Source organism: Serratia sp. JUb9 (assembly GCF_014298095.1).
GTDB classification, from domain to species: domain Bacteria; phylum Pseudomonadota; class Gammaproteobacteria; order Enterobacterales; family Enterobacteriaceae; genus Serratia_B; species Serratia_B rhizosphaerae.
In genome coordinates this window covers 863,225-884,424 of the sequence record NZ_CP060416.1, presented here as the reverse complement: position 1 = coordinate 884,424, position 21,200 = coordinate 863,225, and the positions used below count along the sequence as shown (strand labels likewise).

Genomic DNA, 21,200 nt, shown 5'->3' with positions numbered 1-21,200 from the left:
CGGCGGTTACGGCTTGACCACGTAGCCGAAAATCCGCTTCCAGCCGTGGCCCTTTTTCTCGACATACACGCCCTGCAGCTCCGGCGAAAAGCCCGGCAGACGGTTGATTCCCTCCTCCAGCGCCAGGAAATAGCGCTGCGCCGCGCCGCCCCACGCCTCCCCCGGCACCACGCACAGCACGCCCGGCGGAAAAGGCAGCGCCCCTTCGGCGGCAATACGCCCCGCCGCCTGCGATATCGGCACCAGCTCGACGTTATCGCGGATAAACGCCACGTTGGCGTCCTGCGGGTTCATCATCACCGGCGGGAAGTGCGCCTGACGGAACATCTCTTGCTGCAGCCGTTTCACGTCATGGCTGACATACAGGTCGTGCATCTCCTGGCACAGCTGACGAATGCTGTAGCTGCGGTAGCGCCGCTCATGTTTGCGGTATACCGTCGGCAACACCTCACAGAGCGGCGCATCCTGTTCAATATAGCGCTCAAACTGCACCAGCTTATCCACCAGGCGCGCCATTTTGGCCGGTTTCTCCGCCGGGGTCAGCAGGAACAGGAGCGAATTGAGATCGCTCTTTTCCGGCACGATGCCGTTTTCCCGTAGGAAGTTGGCCAGAATCACCGCCGGCACGCCGAATTCACCGTACTGCCCGGTCTGGGCATCAATGCCCGGCGTAGTCAGCAGCAGTTTGCACGGGTCGACCAGATACTGTTCCTGCGCATAGCCGGCAAAGCCGTGCCAGACCGCGTCCGGCTCGAAGGTGAAGAAACGTGCGTCGCCGGCGATGTGTTCACTGTCAAAGCTCTGCCATGCCTGCCCGTCCACCTGCGGCGGAATAAACGGTCGCAGCTGACTGCAGCGCTGTAGCAGCTGTTTACGCGTTTCAATGCCCAGCCGCACGCACTCCATCCACATGCGTCGCCCCGCCTCACCGGCGTGCATTTTGGCGTTGACGTCCAGCGCGGCGAACAGCGGATAAAACGGGCTGGTCGATGCGTGCAGCATAAAGGCGTTATTCAAATGCTTATGGTTGCAGTGGCGCTTCTGCCCCTTGATATGATCGTCTTTCTTGTGAATCTGCGAGGTCTGCGAAAAGCCCGCCTGCTGTTTGTGCACCGACTGAGTGACGAAGATGCCTGGATCGTGCTCGTCCAGCTCCAGCAGCAGCGGCGAGCACTCTTTCAGCATCGGGATAAAGCCTTCATAGCCCACCCAGGCGGAATCAAACAGAATGTAATCACACAGGTGGCCGATGGTGTCGAGCACCTGCCGGGCGTTGTAGAGGGTGCCGTCGTAGGTGCCGAGCTGAATAATCGCCAGCCGGAACGGCCGTGGCGCCTCGGCCTTGTCCGGCGCCACCTCGCAGATTTGCTGGCGCAGGTACGCTTCGTCAAAACAGCCGGCATCGATACCGCCGATAAATCCGAACGGGTTGCGCGCGGTTTCCAGATAGACCGGCGTGGCGCCTGCCTGAATCAGGGCGCCGTGATAGTTGGACTTGTGGTTATTGCGATCGAACAGCACCAGATCGCCGCGCGTCAGCAGCGCGTTGGTCACCACCTTGTTCGCCGCGGAGGTACCGTTGAGCACAAAGTAGGTTTTGTCAGCGTTAAATACCCGCGCGGCATGTTTTTGCGCATCCTTCGCCGCCCCTTCATGGATCAGCAAATCGCCCAGTTTCACATCGGCGTTGCACATATCGGAACGGAACAGGGTTTCGCCATAAAAATCGAAAAACTGCCGCCCCGCCGGATGCTTACGAAAGAATTCCCCTCCCTGATGCCCCGGGCAGGCAAAGGTAGAATTTTCCATCTCTACATAGGTTTTCAGCGTCTTGAAAAACGGCGGCAGCAGCGCCTGCTCATAGGCGTCTGCCGCGGCTTCCAGCTGCGCCATATAAAACGCCTTGCTGGTGCCGCTCAGGGTGAAAACGCCGGTCACCAGCGGCAGATAATCCGGCGACAGCGGTTCTTCCTCTTCAACGGCAACAAAGGCCGGTATGTTAAACCCGGTCGCCTGCAAACGCGCCAGAATACCGGCGTTCACATCATCGACGGAGACTACCACCGCCGCCACGTCGGTGTAATCGGTGTGTGCAACACGCACGACTTGCCGCAGGGTTTCAATACTGGCGGACAAACCGGTGCTGATTGCTATCTTCAAGTCTTTCATTGTGCCAACTCTCAAACAATGGGGAATGAAGTGACGCCATCAGCCTGCATAAAATAATGACGATTATCCTGCACAGCCAAACGCTTAACCTGCGGCCACCCGGTAAGGGCGCAAATGGAAAAGTGAAGCACCGCCGATAAATACTTTAGATTAAATTATGTTACGCTTTGCTGTAAAAACAAAAAAATAATACAAATAGATAAAATACAGACAGTTAAAATCAACTCTCGAGCCGAGAGCGGTTTGTAACAAATGAAACTATATTGACGAGCTAATAATTCAGCGCAGTTTGCCACGCTGCGCTGAATCAAGCGGCGTTAGAACAGATTAAATTTGTAATCGACCTGCAGTTCGACCGAGTGGTTTTGCGCCCGCATCGGTTTGCCGTCGGCGGTCAATATCGGCCGGTTGTTCTGGCTTTGGTAGTTCCAGGATGGCCCGCCGGACAGTTGCAGGCTCAGATCCTTCACCGCTGACGGCGTCCAGCGCGAGTACATCAGGGTTTCGCCGCGCTGGATGCCGCGTCCCTGATACTTCATGCCCCAGCCGTAGTTGGTCACCATCCCCATTTCAACTTCCGGCGTCACGGCATAACCAAACGTCCAGGCCACCATTTTTTCGTTATGGCCGACATAGTCGTTGCCCCAACTGTCGGCCATCGAATTAAAGGTGCCGCGGCTGAGCTTCGCCAGGTGCCATTCAAAACGCCCCAGCCCCTGCGACAGGTGCGCGCGCGTATAGGAGAGACCGGCCTTATTCTTCCAGCGCCCGGCCTGCCAGTTCAGCGACAGCGCGGCGTGGTAGGCATCGCGGTCAAAGGTTTTCTTGCTCGGCGACATGCTGGTCCAGTCCTGCAGGCCATGGTTCATATAAAGCTGGGTGCCGAGCAGGGCGCGATAGTCCGCCAGCATCGCCGGCCGCCAGTCAAACTCCAGGCCGTGACGCTGCAGATAGTTATGACTTTCGCCAAAGAAATAGCGGGCGCCGTAGTCACGCTGCGCGTAGCTCAGCTCGCCGGTGGCGATCTGGCTAATCTGCTTCTTGTCGGCGGTGCGGAAATGCACTTTCTCCGGGGAGTCCCTGTCGCTGTAGCGCGTGACATAGGCGCCGCGCAGGCGCAGCGGCCCGCTGCCGGTTTCGCCGCGCCAGCCCAGATAGGTGCTCGGGATAGCGCGGGTCGAGTTATTCAGCGCGCCCCACTTTTTAATTTGCTGCCAGCCGCCGTAGAGACGCAGATAGGTATCCTCATCCCCCAGGCGCGCCTTCATATACAGCTGCCCCAGCTTGTTAAAACCTTTCGCCTGGCCATCGTCGTTATACAGCACGCTGCGCCCCCAGAAATCATCGCTGGCGGCCAGTTTGACCACGCCATAATATGACGCATCCACCCCGAGCATATCGTTGATATAGCCCGACTGGTAATCCAGCGTAATTCCCTGCCCCCACGCGGTCTGGTTAGAGCGCGAGCCGTAATCTTCCGTACTCAGGTTTTTAAATACATTGCGGAAGGAAAGATCGGCATGGCTATCATCAACAAATCCGGCAAAAACACCGCCGAATTTTTTATTTTCTGCCGCATCGGCATTAAACGCCGCCAGTGCCGCCAGAGGTAACATCATTAACAAATTACTTTTTTTGAATCCCATTTTTTTATTTTTCATAGAAAAGCTCCGTTTTCTATTTCGCCCAGGTATTGAAGTTAACGTTATAAAGAGGGCTCGCGCCCTCGGTTGATGGTGCGCGTTTGCGGGCTTTACCTGAACCGATAAAGCCCGCGTATTATTTATTCCGTTACTACAGAATTATTTTTTATTAGCGGAGGGACTTTGCAGATCGATCTTATAAATCGCAAAGCCGATGTCGTCTTTGCCGACGTAAGTCATCGGATGCTGCGCTGACTGCCTGATAAGCTGCGCGGCATGCTCATCAGGCGAGGTTTCCATGCGGATATCCAGCTTTTTCTCCGACGCGATCGGCGCAATGCTCCAGCCGTTCTTCGCCGCCGGCGCGTACTGGCCATGCTGCTGGGTTTGCGTATTGATATAGTCGGCGATGATCGAACGCACTTCATCCGGCGCATTGATTACTACGTTCTTTTCCCCGGTGCCGGAGAACTTGCCGGTAAAGGCGCGATAGTTGTTCACCGCCACCAGGAATTCGGCGTTGTCATCCAGCGGTTTGCCCTGATAGGTGACCGAGGCAATACGCTGCGCCTGCGGGTTGATCAGGTTGCAGTCGACGTCATAACGCGCCGGCTGGGTCACATCGATCTGATAGCTGAGCGCGTCGAACATATCGAAGTTGTAGGCGCGGAAACCGTCCCAGTTCAGCAGCGACTGCGGCGCTTCGCTGTTCGGGTCGATCTGGTTGTACATCCCCGCCGAACACTCCAGCCACTGTTTCACGTCCTTGCCCTTCACGCGCACGGCGGCGAGGGTGTTGGCGTATTGATACAGCTGCGCCGCGTTGCGGAAGCTCAGATCGCCCTTGGCAATATCGACGAAGTCATCCGGCGCGTTTTTGCGGCCGCCGACTTTAAACGGCGCGGCGGCGGTCAGCACCGGCAGATCGGCCAGATCCGGATCGCCCTGAATCATACGTTCCACATAGGCTCGCTGCGCATCGCGGATCACCTGCATCGCCGCCGTATCCTGCACCAGGGCCAGATAAGAGTCGATGCCGGCAGCCAGCTTGCCGATCGGCTTGTTGACGTATTCACGCGTGCTGTCATGGGCATTTTTCAGCGCCTCGACCAGTTCCGGCTTCGCATCCACCAGCGACTTGCCCGCCTTGCTGTCATAGATAGGGCGCGCCTCGGCCTTGCCGGAGGTGACCTGCCATTTGCCCTCTTCACCTTCAATGACCAGATCGATCACCCCCAGGTGATCGGCCCAACGCCCCGGCATCACGGCCGGCACGCCGTTTACCGTGCCCTTGGCGATATCCACGCCCGGCAGTGAAGCGAAACTGGCGCTCGGGAAGACTCCGTGGGAGTGGCCGAAGGCGATGGCGTTAATGCCCGGCACCTGAGACAGGTAGTAGGTCGAGTTTTCCGCCAGCGCTTTGTACGGATCGGCGGAGATGCCGAAGTGGGCAATGGCGATCACCACGTCGGCACCCTCTTTACGCATCTGCGGCACCAGTTTCTTAGCCGTTTCGGTGATGTCTTTCACCACCACCTTGCCTTCCAGATGCCCCCGATCCCACAGAGCGATCTGCGGCGGCACAAAGCCGATATAGCCGATGCGCAGGTTATGCGTTTTGCCTTCGCTGTCCTTCACCGGCGTATCGACGATCAGATACTGTTTGAAGTACGGTTTCTCACCGTCGGCATGGTAGACGTTGGCGTTGATGTAAGGGAATTTGGCGCCGCTCAGCGCCAGCTGCAGGTAGTCCAGCCCGTAGTTGAACTCGTGATTGCCAACGCTGCCTACCGCGTAGTCCAGACGGTTCATCGCCTGATAAACCGGGTGCACGTCGCCTTTTTTCAGGTGCGCTGCGGCATAGTCGGCCATCGGACTGCCCTGAATCACGTCGCCGTTATCCACCAGCACGCTGTTGTCTACTTCCGCCCGCGCCACATCGATCAGCGTGGCGGCGCGCACCAGGCCATGCTGAGCCGTTGCGCGATCCTTGTAGTAGTCGTAATCCATCATATTGCCGTGCATATCGGTGGTTTCCATCACCCGCAGATTCACCGTGGCGGCGTGGCAGACACCGGATATCATCACTGCTAATAACGTCACTTTACTGACTGATTTTAATAGTTTCATGCTACTTTCCCTGTGTGTTGAAAATTGGCCGCCCGGCGGCCAAACTGCCCCGATGTGGCCGGGTTAAAACAGCAGCCCCACCACCGTCGCATTCAAGAAGCTGACCAGCGTTGAGCCGTACAGCAATTTCAGACCAAAGCGCGCCGCGCTGTTCCCCTGCTTGCTGTCCAGCGCCTTGATCGCGCCGACGATAATGCCGATGGAGGAGAAGTTGGCGAACGACACCATAAAGACGGAGATGATCGCCACGGTACGCTCGGAGAAATTAAAGTCGCCCTGTGAGAAGTTCAGCATCGCGACAAATTCGTTACTGACGATTTTGGTCGCCATCAAACTGCCGGCCTGCACGGCTTCATGCCACGGTACGCCGATCAGGAACGCCAGCGGCGAGAACAGGTAGCCGAGAATATCCTGGAAAGAGATGCCGAACAGCGCGGTGAAGATGGCGTTGGCCATGGCGATTAACGCGATAAAGCCGATCAGCATCGCGCCGACGATCACCGCCACTTTAAAGCCGTCGAGGATGTACTCGCTCAGCACTTCAAAAAAGCTCTGCTTCTCCCCTTCGCTGACGTCCAGCAGATCTTCCTGCGGGTTCACCTGATAAGGGTTGATCAACGACGCCATGATAAAACCGCCGAACAGGTTCAGAACTAACGCCGTCACCACGTAGCGCGGCTCCAGCATCACCATATAGGCGCCGATAATCGACATCGAGACCGTCGACATCGCCGAGGTGCACAGCGTATACAGGCGATGCTCCGGCAGCAGGCCGAGCTGTTTTTTTACCGAGATAAACACTTCGGACTGGCCGAGGATCGCCGACGCTACTGCGTTATAGGACTCCAGACGCCCCATGCCGTTGATTTTGCTGAGCCCGAGACCGATGTACTTGATGATAAAGCCCAGAATACGCCAGTGCTGCAAAATGCCGATCAGCGCGGAAATAAACACGATAGGCAGCAATACCGACAGGAAGAACGAGATCTCTCCTTTATTCAGCAGGCCGCCGAACACAAAGTTGACGCCTTCATTGGCGTAGGCCAACAGATGGCCAAATACTCCGGCCACGGCGGCGATGCCGGTATTGCCGGCGTCCGTTTTCAGCAGTAACAATGCCATAACAAATTGGCACAATAACATCACACCCAGCGGTCGGTAGCGAATATTTTTACGGTTATTACTCACCAACACCGCCAAAGCATAAATAACCAAAATGCTTGATATACCAATTAGATACTTCATATTTCTTCCCCGGGAAATTGTATGCCGCCCTGTCAGGACGCATAGTCATACATATAAAAATGTTATTTTATGAACATATCAGACACCCAATGTTATTAAAGTGACATTGAGCACAAAAAAGCCATTGGTCAACGGGAAACGCATGATTAATGGTTAAATTTTGGTTAAAACCGGCAAGCGGCGGCAGCGGCGGGAAAACCGACGGAAACAGAAAAAGGAAGCGGGAACGATAGGCGTGGCGGAGCCTGCAGATGCCCTGCTGGGGTGATGTGGATTGACTAAAAAGGGAGCAACCAAACGCTTTGTGGCAGAAAGCCGTTGACGACACCCGGCCTTTACGGTTTAATGCGCCCCGTTGCCCGGATAGCTCAGTCGGTAGAGCAGGGGATTGAAAATCCCCGTGTCCTTGGTTCGATTCCGAGTCCGGGCACCACTAATTCTGCATAAGAGCACGCTGGTTAGAGGCAAATCCTTTAACGGGCGGAACAAAGGAACTTAAACTCGGTATCGCAGTGTTTATGAGACATCCGCACACTCGATATTGATAATTAGGTTCCTCTTAAAAAGGATGCCTGTGTAGTAGCACAGGCGTCCTTTTCTCGATCACTGTTGATTTTTACAGCTTGTTAAAGTTATGTCAAGGCAAGCCTAACTTCTTCTTCCCGGACAGGAATCACATCCATATAGAGAGACAACTCGTCTTCTAATGCCTGCCCGGTTATCTTCAAATCCAACTCTACATATTCCATGGTTGTACTCACGCTGCGGTGCCCCAGCAGGCCTTTCACCATGGCCAAGTTGCGATCTGGCGACTTCATCATCTCTGTTGCCAGGGTATGCCTAAACCGATGTGGGCTTACCTTGAAACCGCATTCCTTGCTCAGTCGGGTAAAGAAAGATCGTACAGGCTGTATTTCAGGCTCCAGCCCTACTTCCCCCAGAGGATTTTTAAATCGATCCACATCGAACAGATAATCTTCCGGCTCAGCACCTTGGTTTTTAGCTCTTTCTACGAGTATTTGCATGCGTTCGCGAACAAAGCTAACTATGGGTACCAGCCACTCACGATGTGTCTTGCTGCCTTCTTTACAAAGCAACATCGAGTTTGCTTCCAAATCGACATCCATCAGACGGATATGCAACAATTGATTTTGTCGCATGCCAGTAGAACGCAACACATCAATGACCGTGCGCCAATACCAGACAGGATACAGAGCACACGGACGAGGCTTTCCTATTCGTAACTTTTCACGCTCTTCGAACTGCGCCAATACTAAATTGAGCCTAACGATCTGATTGCGATTTAGTATCTTCTTTCGCTTATTACCAGGAGGAACCTGCGTTTCATCAAGTGGGTTATCTGTAATCGTAAGCCAATTTTTCTTTATCCCCTGGTTATAAAGCGCCCGTAAATGGCGAACCTTATTATTCCACGTACTGGTAGTCAGACCTCGTCCAAGCATGTCCCTTCTCCAGAGAATCAAATCACGATGCGTCACCTCGTCCGGCAACTTATCTTCGCCAATAAATTTTTGGAAAACTGCGACCACTTTTCGGTAGCTGCTTTCAGTTTCTGGTCGGAGTGGTTTTGAGAAGAAATACTCCTCAAGTAGCGTTTCCCAGTCCATTATTCCTCGTTTGTTCATGATATACCCCCGGGGTTGATATTAAGTGTCATAAGCAGTCGTGCTTGAAGACACAGGCAATCTCTATCAAGGGATAACCAATACCGGACTGTCGTCAGGTACGAGCACACCTCGGTAGAGTAAACTGGCTTTAATGAGATACCCTTTCGTTCGCTTGAAAGATCCTTTGCGTTCTGCGCTGGCATACAACTCTGCAAAATAAAAACGCTTACCCTTCACTCGGCGATGCTTGTCCAGGCGCTCGAAACTATCCTGTAATGCTTCACGCTGTTCACCGGCTAATCCGGTTTGCTTCAGGTAAAGGTAGAAAATTCCCGGCACCGTGATAAAGACGAACCCGGCAACCAGGTGCACCCTCGCCTCTACCGTATTAATCGGGATGTCTCCTGAACTCAGGCCGGCGCTCAGCCACTGCCAGAACAGTTCTCCGGAATGCTCATCGGAGACTGGTACAACCTCCCCACTGACCACTGCGCTTTCCTTGTCTGTCCCAGGTTCCGTTTGTTCAGGAGGCGATTGAGGTATAGCTGTTTCTGCACGAGCAACGACATCCTTAGAGGGGGCAGCGCTTGCCGTCAGGATTGGTGTCTTTTCTGGCACTGCCGGCTCACGATCCGCTACAGTGGGCAAATCTGTTGCCGGTCGTTCACGTTGTGCAAGCTCAGGATCTTCCTCCTGGGGGGCGTCCTCCTGAGACTGCATCTCGGGAGCCTCCGGCGCAGATACACTGACATTCATCAGCGAAAGCAGCGCCTGCATATCCTCCTCAACCTCAACAGCAGGTTCGGGTGCAACAACCATCTCGGCCAGGGGTAAATCATTAACGGGTGTATCCAGCGCGGAGCTCAGCAGTACATCACCGGATGGAGCAGGCATGGCTTCTTCCGAGCTGACGGCTGCGACAGTGTCAGCACTTTTGCCCTGGCCCTCAGCTGGAACCGGCTCTCCCGACACAGCACTTTGCAAATCAACACCAGGTACACTGCTCTCCAGCGCAACCTGCGCAGCAGGTGTGCTAACAGGCACTGGCGATGTCTCTGACGGCACGGGCATTGGAGAGGAAGGAATGGCAACGGCCACTGGGTTGGCAATGGCATCACCGCGTGCCAGCTTGACGGCCTCCTGGATAATTTCATCGATCACCGGCAGGGAGCTCGGCTGACGTGACGCTATCAGCATCACTGCCTGCGCTGCAGCCGGCAGGGTAGACAGCCAGTTGACCGCTTCCGCCGGCAGCAGACGGCACGCTATTAACGCGCTTTGGCTCATCGTGATATCTGGTTCTGGCGCCGCCAGCTTGAATCGAAAACGGTAAGGTTCGGCAGGAACCGTGACACCAGGTAACCACGCCCGGCCGCTTTGAAACTCGCCTTCTACCAGGTCTAATTGCGGCAGGTAACGCCAGAGCGCCGCGTAAAACACCACCGCGTTCCACAGAATATTTTGCGCTGACTGATCTTCAGGTGCCGCACCTGGAGGCAACATATGCCCCTTGGCCAGGCGAACGGCATAGGTCGTCGTCTGCAGCGTGATATCGACCAGACCACCTTCGCTGGCATACTCACCCTGTCGGGTTGCCGGCAGCACCTGCATCAACGTCACCAGGTGATGGAGCGGCTGCAGATAAAACTTTTCGTACAAATCCTTTGGCAGCGCACTGTTTTCCCACAGCTGCTGCAGGCACTGTTTACGAGCAGGCATGTCCAGCAGCTGCGTGGCGGACTGCGGCATAAAATACCCCGCCGGCCCAGCAGGCGATGAAGCCACAGAGGATGATTTAGCCCTGGTCGGCGCCGTGCCGACCAGCAGCTCCTTGATCGCCTTCAGCATGCCGCCATGTCCCCTTCCATATCATCACCGGCGTCTTCATCGAGAAGCGCCTGAAGCAAGGCATTGATGACCAGGGTATTCCGCGCGCGAGTAACGGCCACATAGAGCAGATTGGTTTCGTCCGTGCGCTCATCCTCTGGTAACAGCGGGTCAGTGATATCGGCAAAGTCCTCGTTCAGGGCGACCACCGGCCATTCCAATCCCTTACTGCGGTGCGCCGTCGAAACCGTGACCTGAGCCTGAGTTTCGTCCGTGACGGCATGCTCACGCATCACCTGCAGTTTCTGCGGTAACGGGAAATATTGTTCAAGCAGGCGCAGACCCTGGTTCATTTCCGGATCTTTCGTGGCCTTGGCCACCGATTCAAATTCATCAAAATCACGATATTCCCGCGACAACACCGGCGAGCGCATACGCTCCGGCATGTCTGCCGAGAACCAGTACAGGTCTTCGAGCTCTTCGGTTTTGTAGCCGGCGATACCGCCGACCCAGAACACCTTCTGGCCGGCGAGACTGGCATCAAGCGCTGCGCCAATCACGCCGGCAACGGTTCGGCTTAATACCGTGACGTGCTCTCCCCGCTTTTCTTCTGGCAAACGTGTGACCACGGCGTCTTCACCGCTATCACCCACAACGGGCAGCGTTTCTCCCTGGCGGGCCAGCAGCATGTTGGCCACGCTGGCCACCGCAGGTCCAAACCGGAAACTGTGGGTCAGATTCAACCGTTCAGCGTCAACCAGTGCCGGCGCATCGAGGGCATTCTCGGCACCTCGGAAGCGGTAAATCTGCTGATGACGATCGCCGACCAGCACCACATTACAATTCTGCGCCAGCACCAGGCTCTGTGTCACCGGATTGGCATCCTGCGCCTCGTCGAACAGCAACGTTTGCCAGCGTTTTGAGAGATCTGGCTGAGAAAGCTGATACAGCTTGAGATAGACATCGTGCGTGACCGGAAAAGTGCCGTCCTGACGCGCAGACTCACGCCATAACAATTGTGCGGCCGTCAGGATCCTTTCAGCGGATACCCCGCTGCGGTCTTCTTCATCCGGCAGGTGTTGCGGCCCAAATTCGTGGTCACCACTGCACAAAAAGGCATTGAAGGTCATGATCGCCGTCCTGGCCAGCGGCCAGTGACGGGTATTGAGCAGGCGGGCAACGTCGGTGATCCGCAGATTTCCTGTTAATCGCTTCTGGTAATGACGGCCGAAGTTTGGCCAGGCCAGCTGATGCGACGTTTTGCACTCAACGTTGAACGGGAATTTCTGTTCGGCTTCATCTCTGACCGCGCGGTTATACGCAAGGTAGAGCATCCTGCTGTTCGGGTTCGCCAGGGCATAGCGCACCAGGGTGGACGTTTTGCCCGTGCCGGCAAACGCTCTGACGACCAGGCGATGACCAGACCAGCCGATAATAGCGGCCTGTTCAGGTGTATCAGAATAAGACATCAGCAGCACTCCATTAAAACGGGACCGGCGCTATGCTGCGCAGGTCGGCACGATACGCACCACAGGAAACTCTTTTCCCGGAAGAAAAGATTTATCCTGTTCAAGCGTATTCAGGGTGATATACCGTTATCACTCTCATGCTGCTTCAGTCTGGTGAGGCAAAAGGCCGCAAAAAGACCACGTGGATAAATCATCCACGTGGGCGTTTGAGGCGAAATTAAATATTTTTATTATATTCAGGGCGCTACCATCATTATTCTTTACCCTGTTTATTATTCGGAAATTAACGTAGTAATTAATTCCGTTTTATTTTTTTAAATACTTCGACGGTATTTTTAATCGCTTTTTCAGTCGGTAACCGCTCCATGGAACTGGCGCCGTAGAAGCCATGGCAATCAGGGCAATGCGCCAGGATATACGCCGCATCTTCCGGCTCCGCGATAGGGCCGCCGTGGCACAGCACAATCACGTCATCCCGCACCGCTTTCGCCGCCCAGGCACAGGCGTTGATAATCGGTATACAGGACTCAAGGTCATGTGCGGTTTCGGCGCCAATATCTCCGCCGGTAGTCAGCCCCATGTGCACGACAATAATGTCTGCGCCAGCCTGGGTCATCGCTACCGCATCATCCGGATTGAAGACATACGGTGTTGTCAACATCCCCTTCTCATGCGCCAGACGTATCATATCGACTTCCAACTGATAGCCCATGCCGGTCTCTTCCAGGTTCTTGCGAAAGTTACCGTCGATGAGGCCCACGGTCGGGAAGTTCTGCACACCCGCAAATCCCTGACTCTTCAGTTCGTCCAGAAACGGCGAGAGGTTGCAGAACGGATCCGTGCCGCAAACACCGGCAAGCACCGGTGTGCGCTTGACGACAGGCAGGACTTCATCACCCATCTCACGGACTATCTGGTTGGCATTGCCATACGGCATCAAACCGGACAGAGAGCCACGACCCGCCATCCGGAAACGCCCCGAGTTGTAGATGACGATCAGGTCAACACCGCCGGCCTCTTCGCTACGCGCGGAAAGACCTGTGCCGGCGCCGGCACCGATAATCGATTCATCACGGACGACTTTCTGTTTCAGACTTTCAACAAGTACTTTGTAGTTATTCATTAAAGTTTCCCTGGTGTTGAGTGATGAGAGGTTCCCTGGTGTTGCATGACTGCGTTGAACTCCTCAATCACAAGTGCTGCAAATTCAGGTGCGTTAATATGGTGAGGCGTTTTGATAATCCGGCGCCGGCTCGTCTGTAACACAGTCGACTCCAACCCTTCGGCAAAGGCTTGCCTTGCCTTTGGATCGAAGAACTGCTGGCCAGGAGCATCAAGCGCGGAAAATCCGCCTTCTGGTAGTAAGAAACGTACCGGCCCATTGCATCGATTGAGCTTTTCGCCAATCCACACGCCGAGCTGGTAGTTTTCCTCTGGTGTTGTGCGCATTAGCGTCACCTGAGCGTTATGCTCGACAAACTTTCTTTGCTGAGCATAACGCTCAGGTATGCTGTCAGGCTCCCCAAAATTGACCATGTCGAGGGCGCCGGCACTGCCAACCCACGGCACTTCAGTCTGGGCGATACTATCGAGCCGCGTCTCCGGGCACGCCAGGACGCCACCAAACAGCAAGTCGGCCACTTCGGTCAATGTGATATCAATAACCCCCACTACCTCGCCATTTTCAACGAGGTGTTCCATGGACGTACCACCGTTACCCGTTGCATGGAACACCAACGGGTCATACTGCTCATTAAATGCGGTTATCAGTTGGTTGATACAAGGCGTAGTCAGGCCAAACATGGTAAGGCCGAGTACAGGCTTTCGAGCTCTGTCAGGTGCTACGGCATGGTTAACAGCGCCGGCCATCATATTGGCGGCATTCGCCAGAATGGTGCGGGAAAGGTAGTTAAGGCCGCTGAGATCCGTCACGGTATACAGCATGGCGATATCCACACCACCCACATAACCGCCGACGTTGCCGGACGCCATGGTGGACACCATCAGCTTGGGTATGCCAATCGGCATGGATTTCATCGCAGTAGTGATCAAGGCGGTGCCACCAGAACCACCTACCCCGATCAGACCAGCAATATCTTCCGAGGTGCTACGTAAAAAACGCGTCAGCGCGACGGACATGGCCGTCACTGCGCGACCACGCTCATTACAAAAGACCGCTGTGCAGCCCTCTGGGTGATATTCGGCGACCTGCGAGGAAGTAATATCTATCTTACTGTTTTCACTTAACTCCGACGGCGTTCCTGTGGACACATCAATGATATGTGAATCCACGCCGGCGACGTGCAAACGCGACTTCAGCCAGACCAACTCATCCAGCTTGGTGTCTGCGGTGCCAATGACATACACAAACGAGGCCATAACACTCACTCCATGATAAGGCGTGAAAGATTGATTGATATCGTGCAATATAAAGCTAGGCTAATATTTTATATCATTCAAGATATTTTTATCACTTGTGATATTTTTTGTTGAGCGAGACAAAAAACATGCAACTATTCGACGAGAACAATCTGTCCCCTGTACGCCGCCGAACCCTGGAGCGCCTGGTTAATGCGGCGCTCAAACTCTACAAGGAAGACAAATTCCCTTCACCCGAGGAGATCACCCGGGAAGCCGAGTATGCGAAGGTCACCCTCCGGAGCTACTTCACGACACACAGCGAGTTCGTTGAGTATGTCGTCAAACAGGTGGTTGGCGCTGCAGAAAGACCCAGAATGGGCGCTGATGCTGAGGAAAATATCACCCACTTGCTGACCTGGGGATATGGCGAGCTTTACTCCCATGAAGGACTGATGCGTGACGCCATGCGTATTTCACAACACCGCTGGCAAACGTCTCATGCTGCGGAAAACGATGATGAAGAAGATTTTTTATGCAAGAGAAGCAACCGCCGGGAAGCGCTCACTGAAGCATTAGCGCCGCTGGAGTCTCAGCTCCCGCAGGACAAAGTTCAAAAGCTGGTGATGCTGATGTCAGTGCTGTATGGCACCGAAGCAATGACAGTACTCAAAGATACATTCGGCCTGAAGCAGGAGGAAATCATCGAGCTAACCACATGGGGCGCCAAGCTGATGCTGCAGCAAGCTCTAAGCCAAGAAAAGTGCTTCAATGAGGGAGATGTCCCATGATCGTAAGTTTCGCCAGAAATGGTATATACTGTTACCGTCGGAAATAGTGGAAATATACGAAGTCACGCATTTTATTGTTGAGAAGGGAAAGGGTATGGGTAAAAAATACTATTTTAAGAATCTGCTAAACGGATTAACCACCGCGATCATGCTTATTATAGCCATGTATTTTTACCCCTCATTTCCAATGTCATACGCTGTTCCCGTCCTTCTAAGTTGCGCATTATTGATGCCATTTTCTAAAAAAATGATAGAAGACATTGCATTGCGTTATACTTCTGAGGAATTTTGGAATACTGGAATTTTCAAGGATGACATTGGAAAGAATGGTCTTTATGCCATGTTCTATCTATTATGCTTTATCTTGGCCATTCCATTAGGGTTAATATACATCCTTGTATCCTTCTCAAAAAAGAACCCTACAACTACAATGAAGAAGTAGGGTTCGGCTTTCACATCAGCCAAAGATGACGTCATTGACTTCTTTAACCAGCGCATCATCGATAAGAGCGCTGGTGATAGCCATGAGCAAGCCATATCCCAAAAGTCCCATTGGGGTCAGAGACAACAGAGAGAAGATGAAAGCTACCAATGCTGTAGCCAGCCGGCCGGCAGTCAACGTTTCCACCTTAACGAAGAATGGCGCCCAGTCATCATTTCTAATACCTTTTGCCAACTCCATAACAAGGTCAAATCTATCTAATGATTTACCTACATAGCCAAACGCTTTGCTGAATTTAATCAGATTATTTGCCATCTGTTGATGATTAAGAGATTCCAGAGCTGTAGCGATAGCTTCACGATCCGCTGCACTCAGTTTCTTATTGATATTCCCTTTGTATTTCTCGTATGCGGCCAAGGCTTCGTTGGTATTGCGAATTGTTTTTCCTTTTACCGAGTCGGCCAGGTTCTGTGCAATTTTAGTAGAACGTTCGCCAAACTTCTGGGTTACTTCCTTATAAAAGTCAGCCATGAAATGGATGGCCGACTCATATTGTAGGAAATCCTTCATTATTCTTTTAACGTCTTCAGCCCGCTCTTTTCCTAAACTAGCTCCGCCTCGTGGAACCTTTGTCACGCTGACGTCTATTTGTTCAGGGTCCTGATTGATGACATTAACCCTAAACGTTAAATCTCTGTTCATCATAACATTATAAAGGTCACGCCGGAAATTCAGGTGTCCATCAGGCATAAAAGTATAAGAGTGAGTTATAATCGGAGTTGTTACAGATGCTTTAGATGTGTTCTCTAAGGTTCCCCATGAACCACCAGAATAACCATTGCTATCTCCCCCCCAATGAATATTAGGTCCAGTTGGCCCAATAGCATGTACCCCGATGAATGTCATGACCACACCATTAACGACATCAGTTAATGTCCCACCCCAAGCAACATTTGGACCACCACCATTGCCGTGGCCATAACCGTCACCATTCCCATTAGGCCCAGTCGGGCCATATCCGCCACCACGATTACCATGTACGGTCATCCCACCTTCCTCTGGAGCACAGAAGATAAATTTTTCATTCGGATTCAACATAATATATATCCTTTTAGATAACGTAATATAGAGCACCCAGTTCTTAGGTGAGTGGTAATCCTAATCAAGCAATAGATTAATTAATAACTCTGGCTGTTGTGCTGCAAAAGAACAAATAATCAAAGCGAAAATTATTAAACTTACAGACCCGCCCTTACAACCAAAAGAATATAAGCAAGAGCATGGAGAACAAAAAAACATAAGAAAAAAATCAACAAATCGACCAAGACTGGGTAATCGGCACCAATAAGGCCGATCACGAAATTAAAATGGATACGATTAAATTTGATCTTCTGCAGAATGGACAAATCATTGGCCAAACCGTAGATATGGCTAATCATGTTGAACCAGGTCAGTCATGGAAAATAGCAGCGCCATACAACAGCATTGAACTCAAACCTGACAACTTCCGAGCCACTGAAATATCAGTACATTGACACTAAAAAAAGCCGGCAATATGCCGGCATTAGTTAATTAAGTCCCCCCTTCATCATGCAACCCGTTTCCTTTTCAAACGCGCTGACCAGTTCCCCAGATAGTGACCAGGTGTGTAGAGTATTCGGCGTCGCTCGTTATGCAGCGAGTTGCCGATCACCACTTCCCCCGCGATGCCACAGAGCGACAATTGTATATACGCCATGCCGGCCGCCAGCGGGTCAATGTCCGTCGCTGATACCCACATATGGCGGTGTGAGAGATAGCCCGCCTGATTAAGCACATCGGCATAGGCCAGCACCATACAACCAGCACCGCACGCCGGTTCGGCAAGTGTAATGAACGGTTTATCCTGGAAAACAGAGTCAACATTGCCCAGAGATATCTGCGCCATCATCCTGCTGACATCCCACGGCGTGAAAAACTGGCCGCGGTACTTGTCACCCAGATCCAGTTGCATGAAGACCTTTCCCAGGAAGTCACTGAATTTGTCCATCATGCTCGTCGACACCAGGGCAAGCAGCTGCGCCATACGCGAGGCATCAGCCTTCTCATAGCCTTTGATGATCTTCAGGTATTTGTCTTCGCGCTTTTGGTTGAAGCAAAGGCGATTCTCCAGCGCGATGACGCTGCAGCTGACAAAGTCCTCAAACACCTTGGTGCGACGGTGATACCGCGCCGTCTCATTGAAAAGTGAGATGAACGCTTTTTCATGGTTAATAAGTCCGGACATACGTGTTCTCCGAAAAAAGGGAACACGTATCCCGGGCGGGAAACAATGTTCCCCGGGGGATGAAAAAAGACCACCGGAAAATCCGGTGGTCATCGTTTAACGTCAGTGCTGCAGCGGGCGCTTAACTCGCAGCAGCGCTCGGTGGTAACGGCATGGAATCCTTGTCGGCGTAGGTAAACTGGATCACCTCACCGCCCAGGACTTCCGGCTCCATTCGGCCGCCATCGACATGTTCGCCGTGGTCATAACGGTCGTAACCACTACGGCCGGCGTCGAACATGTGCCAGCTGTGCTCAACCTGGCAACTGAACTGTTTTGACAGCTCCCCGATCACCTCGCCTGCCGGCGCGTACCACGGAGAATCAAAGTGCACCGTCAGGACATTGATGCTGTCACGCACGCAGCCGACGTTGTGGCCACAGGGCCATTCAATGCCGTACTGGCGACCGTACAGGTCAACCGTTGCCGGCACATCACGCAACAGCGCGCCGCCAGCTCCGTTCAGCTCTGTCGCAAGGCGAGTGGGGACCAACATCAGCATGTCGCAGGGCACGGTATACTCGGGCATATTCCCAAGCCGCTCCCAGCAACTGCCGGCATCCACATGACCGTCAAGCCCCACCATGCCGAACCAGTCGGCAAATTGGCGCTCGATGACGTCCGCTATTCGCGCCTGGGCGAGTGGCGGAATGTTCTCCCACTTGACTGACGCTATCCCGGACTGGCTGTAGAGCCGCTCAATCTGTCGGATATTTTCAGCCGTCAGCGGCGCATCGGCTTTCAGCAGCCAGAACCACTGCTCAAAAGCCAGGTTCTGCGCCGACGACACACCAGGATGTGCCAGTAAACCGGGATAAGGGACATAAACTCCCGGTTTTACCGTGGCCGGCTTCAATATGCCGGCACAGCCTGCCAGGAACATCCTGCAGCTTTGCTGGATGGCATGGCGATAGTCAGGAACGACATGGCCATTCACCCACTGCTGCAGCTCGTCGACAAACACGGATTGGCCGGTAACAACTAAACGGTTTTTGCACCAGTTAGACATGGTAGTTCTCCTCTTCATTCAAGAAAAAAGGAGAGACGTCCCCCATCGGGGGAGCATCTCCCCCGTTGGGTTAAGGTGTAAAACAGTGGCGGTCAGCCTGTTGGCTCAACCGCCGTCAATGGCCAGACAGTTCGCGCAAAACCCGTAACTCATGGGCCAGGCGTATCTGAGGCGACAGCTGCTGATAGTCACTGACATCGATACGTTCGAGGTCATACTTCTCAGCCAGATCGTTAATCGCCTCATACGGCCGTAGACCGGCCTCCTGCAAGGCAATGACGCAGACTTCTTCGCACAGGTCCGTGTCGTTCAGCGTCATCCCGTAATGCCGGCTCAAAAGCGCGTCGGCAACGGTCTGCCAGTGGTGTTGTTCCTCGGTCATCATGCTTCCCCGTTCAAGCCGCCTTCGCGGCGTCAGCCTTTACCTTTTCTGTCTCTGCCGCTGGCATTAACAGAAATTCGGTCGCCTGACGCGCCTGGCTGCTCGCACGAAACAGCGCGCGTTTGTCTTCCTTCATGATTTTCAGCCACCCTTCCAGGTAGTTCTCATGCTGGACGTCGCCGGCAACGCCGATCCGGGCACAGAGAAATGCACTGCCCAGCTCGGCAACCAGCTCTTCAAACGCATAGACCGGGTCACCCCGCTTACGTGAAGAAGACGTTATCCCCTCCCGGTTAAGACGTGTCGCATGACCGGTGCTGTGCACCAGCTCATGCAGCAACGTCGACCAGTAGTCCGCTTCCGTCTTAAACTGCCGGACTTCCGGCAGCACAATCAGGTCATGGCTCGGGGTGTAAAACGCCCTGTTCTGGTAAACATGCTGAAGGTGAACACCGCAGTCCTCAACCATCGTGCTGACCTGCGTCTGTATTCGCTCATCAACCTGTGGGTCGTCCTCACCCGGCGTGTCTGCCGGCAATGCGCCAACCACGTCATCCGGGAGTCCGTCGCACTGGCAAATGTTGAACAGGTACAGCGGCTTCAGCATCGGGACACGCTCCTTCAGGGCGTTCCCTTCGTCGTCAAACAGCTGCCGGCCGTCGGCATCCTTCGCATCCTTTTCCCAGGGTTTGAAGACCACGGCAAGCGTCGCCTTCTCGCCGGCACGCACGTGGCCGCCGGCGGCTTCCGCCTGCAGATAAGTCAGCCAACGGTTAGCGCTGAAACCCTGGTCACAGGCAGACAACCACAGCAGCAGCACATTGACGCCGCTGTAAAAGTTACCGGTGGTGCCGTTGAGCGGCATTACCGAACCCTGTGCCATCCGGGAGCGGTCCGTCTGCCACGGCTTGCGCCAGGGCAGCGTACCGGGCTCGATGGCGGCGATGATTTTGTCCGTCACCTGCTGATACAGGTCGGGACGTTCAGGCCGTTTTTTCGCTGGCCGTGATGATGATGTCTTTTTCATGGGAGACTCCTCAGTAATAAGGCGCACTCCTCCCCTGGCGGCGAAGAATACGCCCCAGGGGACAAAGAATAGGTTAACGATTAACGTGCGGGGAAACGGATCGCTCCTTCCGCATTAACCGTGTCGGCCAGGTGATACAGACGTTCGAACATCGAGAGGAACTCCTCCCTGTCGTCCGGCTTCGCCCGTTTAGCGTCGGTATGACTGGCTGTCGCCAGCAGGTCGATGGCGCTGACGCGCCAGCGTTTGTACTCCGCGTTGCCGACACATGCCCGGTAATGGACATGGGCCAGGCGCTGCATGCGGTTAATGATATGACGGTACTCGGCCACCGGCACCCAGATGACGGGTGACGCATGCACATGGATCTGGTCGTGCAGCACGTGTATCCAGAGCTCAAAGCCGTCTGAAAGTATTCGTTCCATGCTTTCGTCGGTCAGTTGCAGATGCTCACAAAAGTCGTCGCCTCCCACCAACACGCGGGAGGTTTCGTACCAGGCGTCATCCTTTTCCGGATGACAGCCGTCGGCATATGCTATGTGCTTCACGCGGCCCGTATCGCCACGTTCGGCCACTGCTGATATCAGGTAAACACCGTCGTCTTTGGCCAACGCCAGTTCGCACTGGTTGGCCTTAACTTCGGCTACGACCAGGCGCAATGCCTCAGGGTCAAAGTGCAACATGTTAAGTCTCCTTAAAAAGAAAAAGCGGAGACGACTTCCCCCGGAGGGGAAACCCCTCCAGGGAAATAAAACGTTATGGCCAGCGCGGTGGT

The 21,200-nt window shown here is 53.9% G+C and carries 18 protein-coding genes and 1 tRNA gene; 4 read left to right on the top strand and 15 right to left on the bottom strand.

Going from position 1 to position 21,200, the window contains the following annotated elements; all coding sequences use genetic code 11:
• Positions 1 to 6 precede the first annotated feature (6 nt).
• The 4 genes from speF to HF675_RS04185 all read right to left on the bottom strand — a co-directional run bounded on the left by speF (position 7) and on the right by HF675_RS04185 (position 7,187).
• Positions 7 to 2,169, bottom strand: a complete 2,163-nt coding sequence (gene speF / locus HF675_RS04200) for an ornithine decarboxylase SpeF (protein WP_187044127.1) — start codon at positions 2,167 to 2,169, stop codon at positions 7 to 9.
• A 317-nt stretch (positions 2,170 to 2,486) separates the two neighbouring features.
• Entirely contained in the window at positions 2,487 to 3,788 is a 1,302-nt protein-coding gene (locus HF675_RS04195) for an OprD family outer membrane porin (RefSeq protein ID WP_232251608.1), read from the bottom strand.
• A 183-nt stretch (positions 3,789 to 3,971) separates the two neighbouring features.
• The gene (locus tag HF675_RS04190; protein WP_187044125.1) at positions 3,972 to 5,942 is read right to left on the bottom strand and encodes a bifunctional 2',3'-cyclic-nucleotide 2'-phosphodiesterase/3'-nucleotidase; all 1,971 of its coding nucleotides are present in this window, start codon (positions 5,940 to 5,942) and stop codon (positions 3,972 to 3,974) included.
• Between the two features lie 63 nt (positions 5,943 to 6,005).
• On the bottom strand, positions 6,006 to 7,187 hold the full coding sequence (locus tag HF675_RS04185) for a NupC/NupG family nucleoside CNT transporter (protein ID WP_105232520.1): 1,182 nt from the start codon (positions 7,185 to 7,187) through the stop codon (positions 6,006 to 6,008).
• A 357-nt stretch (positions 7,188 to 7,544) separates the two neighbouring features.
• Here HF675_RS04185 and HF675_RS04180 point away from each other — a divergent pair.
• A tRNA-Phe gene (locus tag HF675_RS04180) sits at positions 7,545 to 7,620 on the top strand.
• 199 nt (positions 7,621 to 7,819) lie between these two features.
• Here HF675_RS04180 and HF675_RS04175 read toward each other — a convergent pair.
• The 5 genes from HF675_RS04175 to HF675_RS04155 all read right to left on the bottom strand — a co-directional run bounded on the left by HF675_RS04175 (position 7,820) and on the right by HF675_RS04155 (position 14,490).
• Positions 7,820 to 8,833: a site-specific integrase gene (locus HF675_RS04175; protein WP_187044124.1), complete on the bottom strand. Its 1,014-nt coding sequence runs from the start codon at positions 8,831 to 8,833 to the stop codon at positions 7,820 to 7,822.
• 66 nt (positions 8,834 to 8,899) lie between these two features.
• Positions 8,900 to 10,663, bottom strand: a complete 1,764-nt coding sequence (locus HF675_RS04170; protein WP_187044123.1) for a TraI domain-containing protein — start codon at positions 10,661 to 10,663, stop codon at positions 8,900 to 8,902.
• Entirely contained in the window at positions 10,657 to 12,111 is a 1,455-nt protein-coding gene (locus HF675_RS04165; RefSeq protein ID WP_187044122.1) for a UvrD-helicase domain-containing protein, read from the bottom strand. The genes HF675_RS04170 and HF675_RS04165 overlap by 7 nt, the downstream gene beginning before the upstream one ends.
• 295 nt (positions 12,112 to 12,406) lie before the next feature.
• Positions 12,407 to 13,234, bottom strand: coding sequence for a phosphoenolpyruvate hydrolase family protein (locus HF675_RS04160; RefSeq protein ID WP_187044121.1), 828 nt, complete (start codon positions 13,232 to 13,234; stop codon positions 12,407 to 12,409).
• Positions 13,234 to 14,490 carry a Tm-1-like ATP-binding domain-containing protein gene (locus tag HF675_RS04155; RefSeq protein ID WP_187044120.1) on the bottom strand — a complete coding sequence of 419 codons (1,257 nt, stop codon included), beginning with the start codon at positions 14,488 to 14,490 and terminating at the stop codon, positions 13,234 to 13,236. The genes HF675_RS04160 and HF675_RS04155 overlap by 1 nt, the downstream gene beginning before the upstream one ends.
• Before the next feature lie 128 nt (positions 14,491 to 14,618).
• Between HF675_RS04155 and HF675_RS04150 the strand changes: the two genes are divergently transcribed.
• Both HF675_RS04150 and HF675_RS04145 read left to right on the top strand, forming a co-directional pair.
• A complete protein-coding gene (locus tag HF675_RS04150; protein ID WP_187044119.1) occupies positions 14,619 to 15,260 on the top strand; it encodes a TetR/AcrR family transcriptional regulator in 642 nt (213 codons plus the stop codon).
• Positions 15,261 to 15,306: 46 nt separating this feature from the next.
• Complete coding sequence (locus HF675_RS04145) at positions 15,307 to 15,702, top strand: colicin E1 immunity protein (RefSeq protein WP_222618805.1); 396 nt, start codon at positions 15,307 to 15,309, stop codon at positions 15,700 to 15,702.
• A gap of 15 nt (positions 15,703 to 15,717) precedes the next feature.
• Here the strand turns inward: HF675_RS04145 and HF675_RS04140 are convergent, their stop codons facing one another.
• Positions 15,718 to 16,800, bottom strand: coding sequence for a colicin-like pore-forming protein (locus tag HF675_RS04140; protein WP_187044117.1), 1,083 nt, complete (start codon positions 16,798 to 16,800; stop codon positions 15,718 to 15,720).
• A gap of 269 nt (positions 16,801 to 17,069) precedes the next feature.
• Here HF675_RS04140 and HF675_RS04135 point away from each other — a divergent pair, with 269 nt between their 5' ends.
• Entirely contained in the window at positions 17,070 to 17,237 is a 168-nt protein-coding gene (locus HF675_RS04135) for an FxLYD domain-containing protein (RefSeq protein ID WP_187044116.1), read from the top strand.
• 53 nt (positions 17,238 to 17,290) lie between these two features.
• Here the strand turns inward: HF675_RS04135 and HF675_RS04130 are convergent, their stop codons facing one another.
• The 5 genes from HF675_RS04130 to HF675_RS04110 form a co-directional block, all read right to left on the bottom strand.
• Positions 17,291 to 17,968 carry an N-6 DNA methylase gene (locus HF675_RS04130; protein ID WP_187044115.1) on the bottom strand — a complete coding sequence of 226 codons (678 nt, stop codon included), beginning with the start codon at positions 17,966 to 17,968 and terminating at the stop codon, positions 17,291 to 17,293.
• A gap of 121 nt (positions 17,969 to 18,089) precedes the next feature.
• Complete coding sequence (locus HF675_RS04125) at positions 18,090 to 19,016, bottom strand: DUF1281 domain-containing protein (RefSeq protein WP_187044114.1); 927 nt, start codon at positions 19,014 to 19,016, stop codon at positions 18,090 to 18,092.
• A gap of 115 nt (positions 19,017 to 19,131) precedes the next feature.
• A complete protein-coding gene (locus tag HF675_RS04120; RefSeq protein WP_255427334.1) occupies positions 19,132 to 19,401 on the bottom strand; it encodes a TA system toxin CbtA family protein in 270 nt (89 codons plus the stop codon).
• Between the two features lie 10 nt (positions 19,402 to 19,411).
• On the bottom strand, positions 19,412 to 20,425 hold the full coding sequence (locus tag HF675_RS04115) for an ArdC family protein (protein WP_187044113.1): 1,014 nt from the start codon (positions 20,423 to 20,425) through the stop codon (positions 19,412 to 19,414).
• Positions 20,426 to 20,505: 80 nt separating this feature from the next.
• Positions 20,506 to 21,108, bottom strand: a complete 603-nt coding sequence (locus tag HF675_RS04110; RefSeq protein WP_187044112.1) for a DUF3085 domain-containing protein — start codon at positions 21,106 to 21,108, stop codon at positions 20,506 to 20,508.
• Positions 21,109 to 21,200: the final 92 nt, after the last annotated feature.

What these genes read in the sequence shown, in the direction of transcription:
- HF675_RS04165 (WP_187044122.1), bottom strand. Translation starts at nt 12,111, where the DNA reads ATGTCTTATTCTGATACACCTGAACAGGCCGCTATTATCGGCTGGTCT.
- speF (WP_187044127.1), bottom strand. Translation starts at nt 2,169, where the DNA reads ATGAAAGACTTGAAGATAGCAATCAGCACCGGTTTGTCCGCCAGTATT.
- HF675_RS04155 (WP_187044120.1), bottom strand. Translation starts at nt 14,490, where the DNA reads ATGGCCTCGTTTGTGTATGTCATTGGCACCGCAGACACCAAGCTGGAT.
- HF675_RS04115 (WP_187044113.1), bottom strand. Translation starts at nt 20,425, where the DNA reads ATGAAAAAGACATCATCATCACGGCCAGCGAAAAAACGGCCTGAACGT.
- HF675_RS04120 (WP_255427334.1), bottom strand. Translation starts at nt 19,401, where the DNA reads ATGATGACCGAGGAACAACACCACTGGCAGACCGTTGCCGACGCGCTT.
- HF675_RS04125 (WP_187044114.1), bottom strand. Translation starts at nt 19,016, where the DNA reads ATGTCTAACTGGTGCAAAAACCGTTTAGTTGTTACCGGCCAATCCGTG.
- HF675_RS04140 (WP_187044117.1), bottom strand. Translation starts at nt 16,800, where the DNA reads ATGTTGAATCCGAATGAAAAATTTATCTTCTGTGCTCCAGAGGAAGGT.
- HF675_RS04110 (WP_187044112.1), bottom strand. Translation starts at nt 21,108, where the DNA reads ATGTTGCACTTTGACCCTGAGGCATTGCGCCTGGTCGTAGCCGAAGTT.
- HF675_RS04190 (WP_187044125.1), bottom strand. Translation starts at nt 5,942, where the DNA reads ATGAAACTATTAAAATCAGTCAGTAAAGTGACGTTATTAGCAGTGATG.
- HF675_RS04150 (WP_187044119.1), top strand. Translation starts at nt 14,619, where the DNA reads ATGCAACTATTCGACGAGAACAATCTGTCCCCTGTACGCCGCCGAACC.
- HF675_RS04195 (WP_232251608.1), bottom strand. Translation starts at nt 3,788, where the DNA reads ATGATGTTACCTCTGGCGGCACTGGCGGCGTTTAATGCCGATGCGGCA.
- HF675_RS04160 (WP_187044121.1), bottom strand. Translation starts at nt 13,234, where the DNA reads ATGAATAACTACAAAGTACTTGTTGAAAGTCTGAAACAGAAAGTCGTC.
- HF675_RS04130 (WP_187044115.1), bottom strand. Translation starts at nt 17,968, where the DNA reads ATGTCCGGACTTATTAACCATGAAAAAGCGTTCATCTCACTTTTCAAT.
- HF675_RS04135 (WP_187044116.1), top strand. Translation starts at nt 17,070, where the DNA reads ATGGATACGATTAAATTTGATCTTCTGCAGAATGGACAAATCATTGGC.
- HF675_RS04185 (WP_105232520.1), bottom strand. Translation starts at nt 7,187, where the DNA reads ATGAAGTATCTAATTGGTATATCAAGCATTTTGGTTATTTATGCTTTG.
- HF675_RS04175 (WP_187044124.1), bottom strand. Translation starts at nt 8,833, where the DNA reads ATGAACAAACGAGGAATAATGGACTGGGAAACGCTACTTGAGGAGTAT.
- HF675_RS04170 (WP_187044123.1), bottom strand. Translation starts at nt 10,663, where the DNA reads ATGCTGAAGGCGATCAAGGAGCTGCTGGTCGGCACGGCGCCGACCAGG.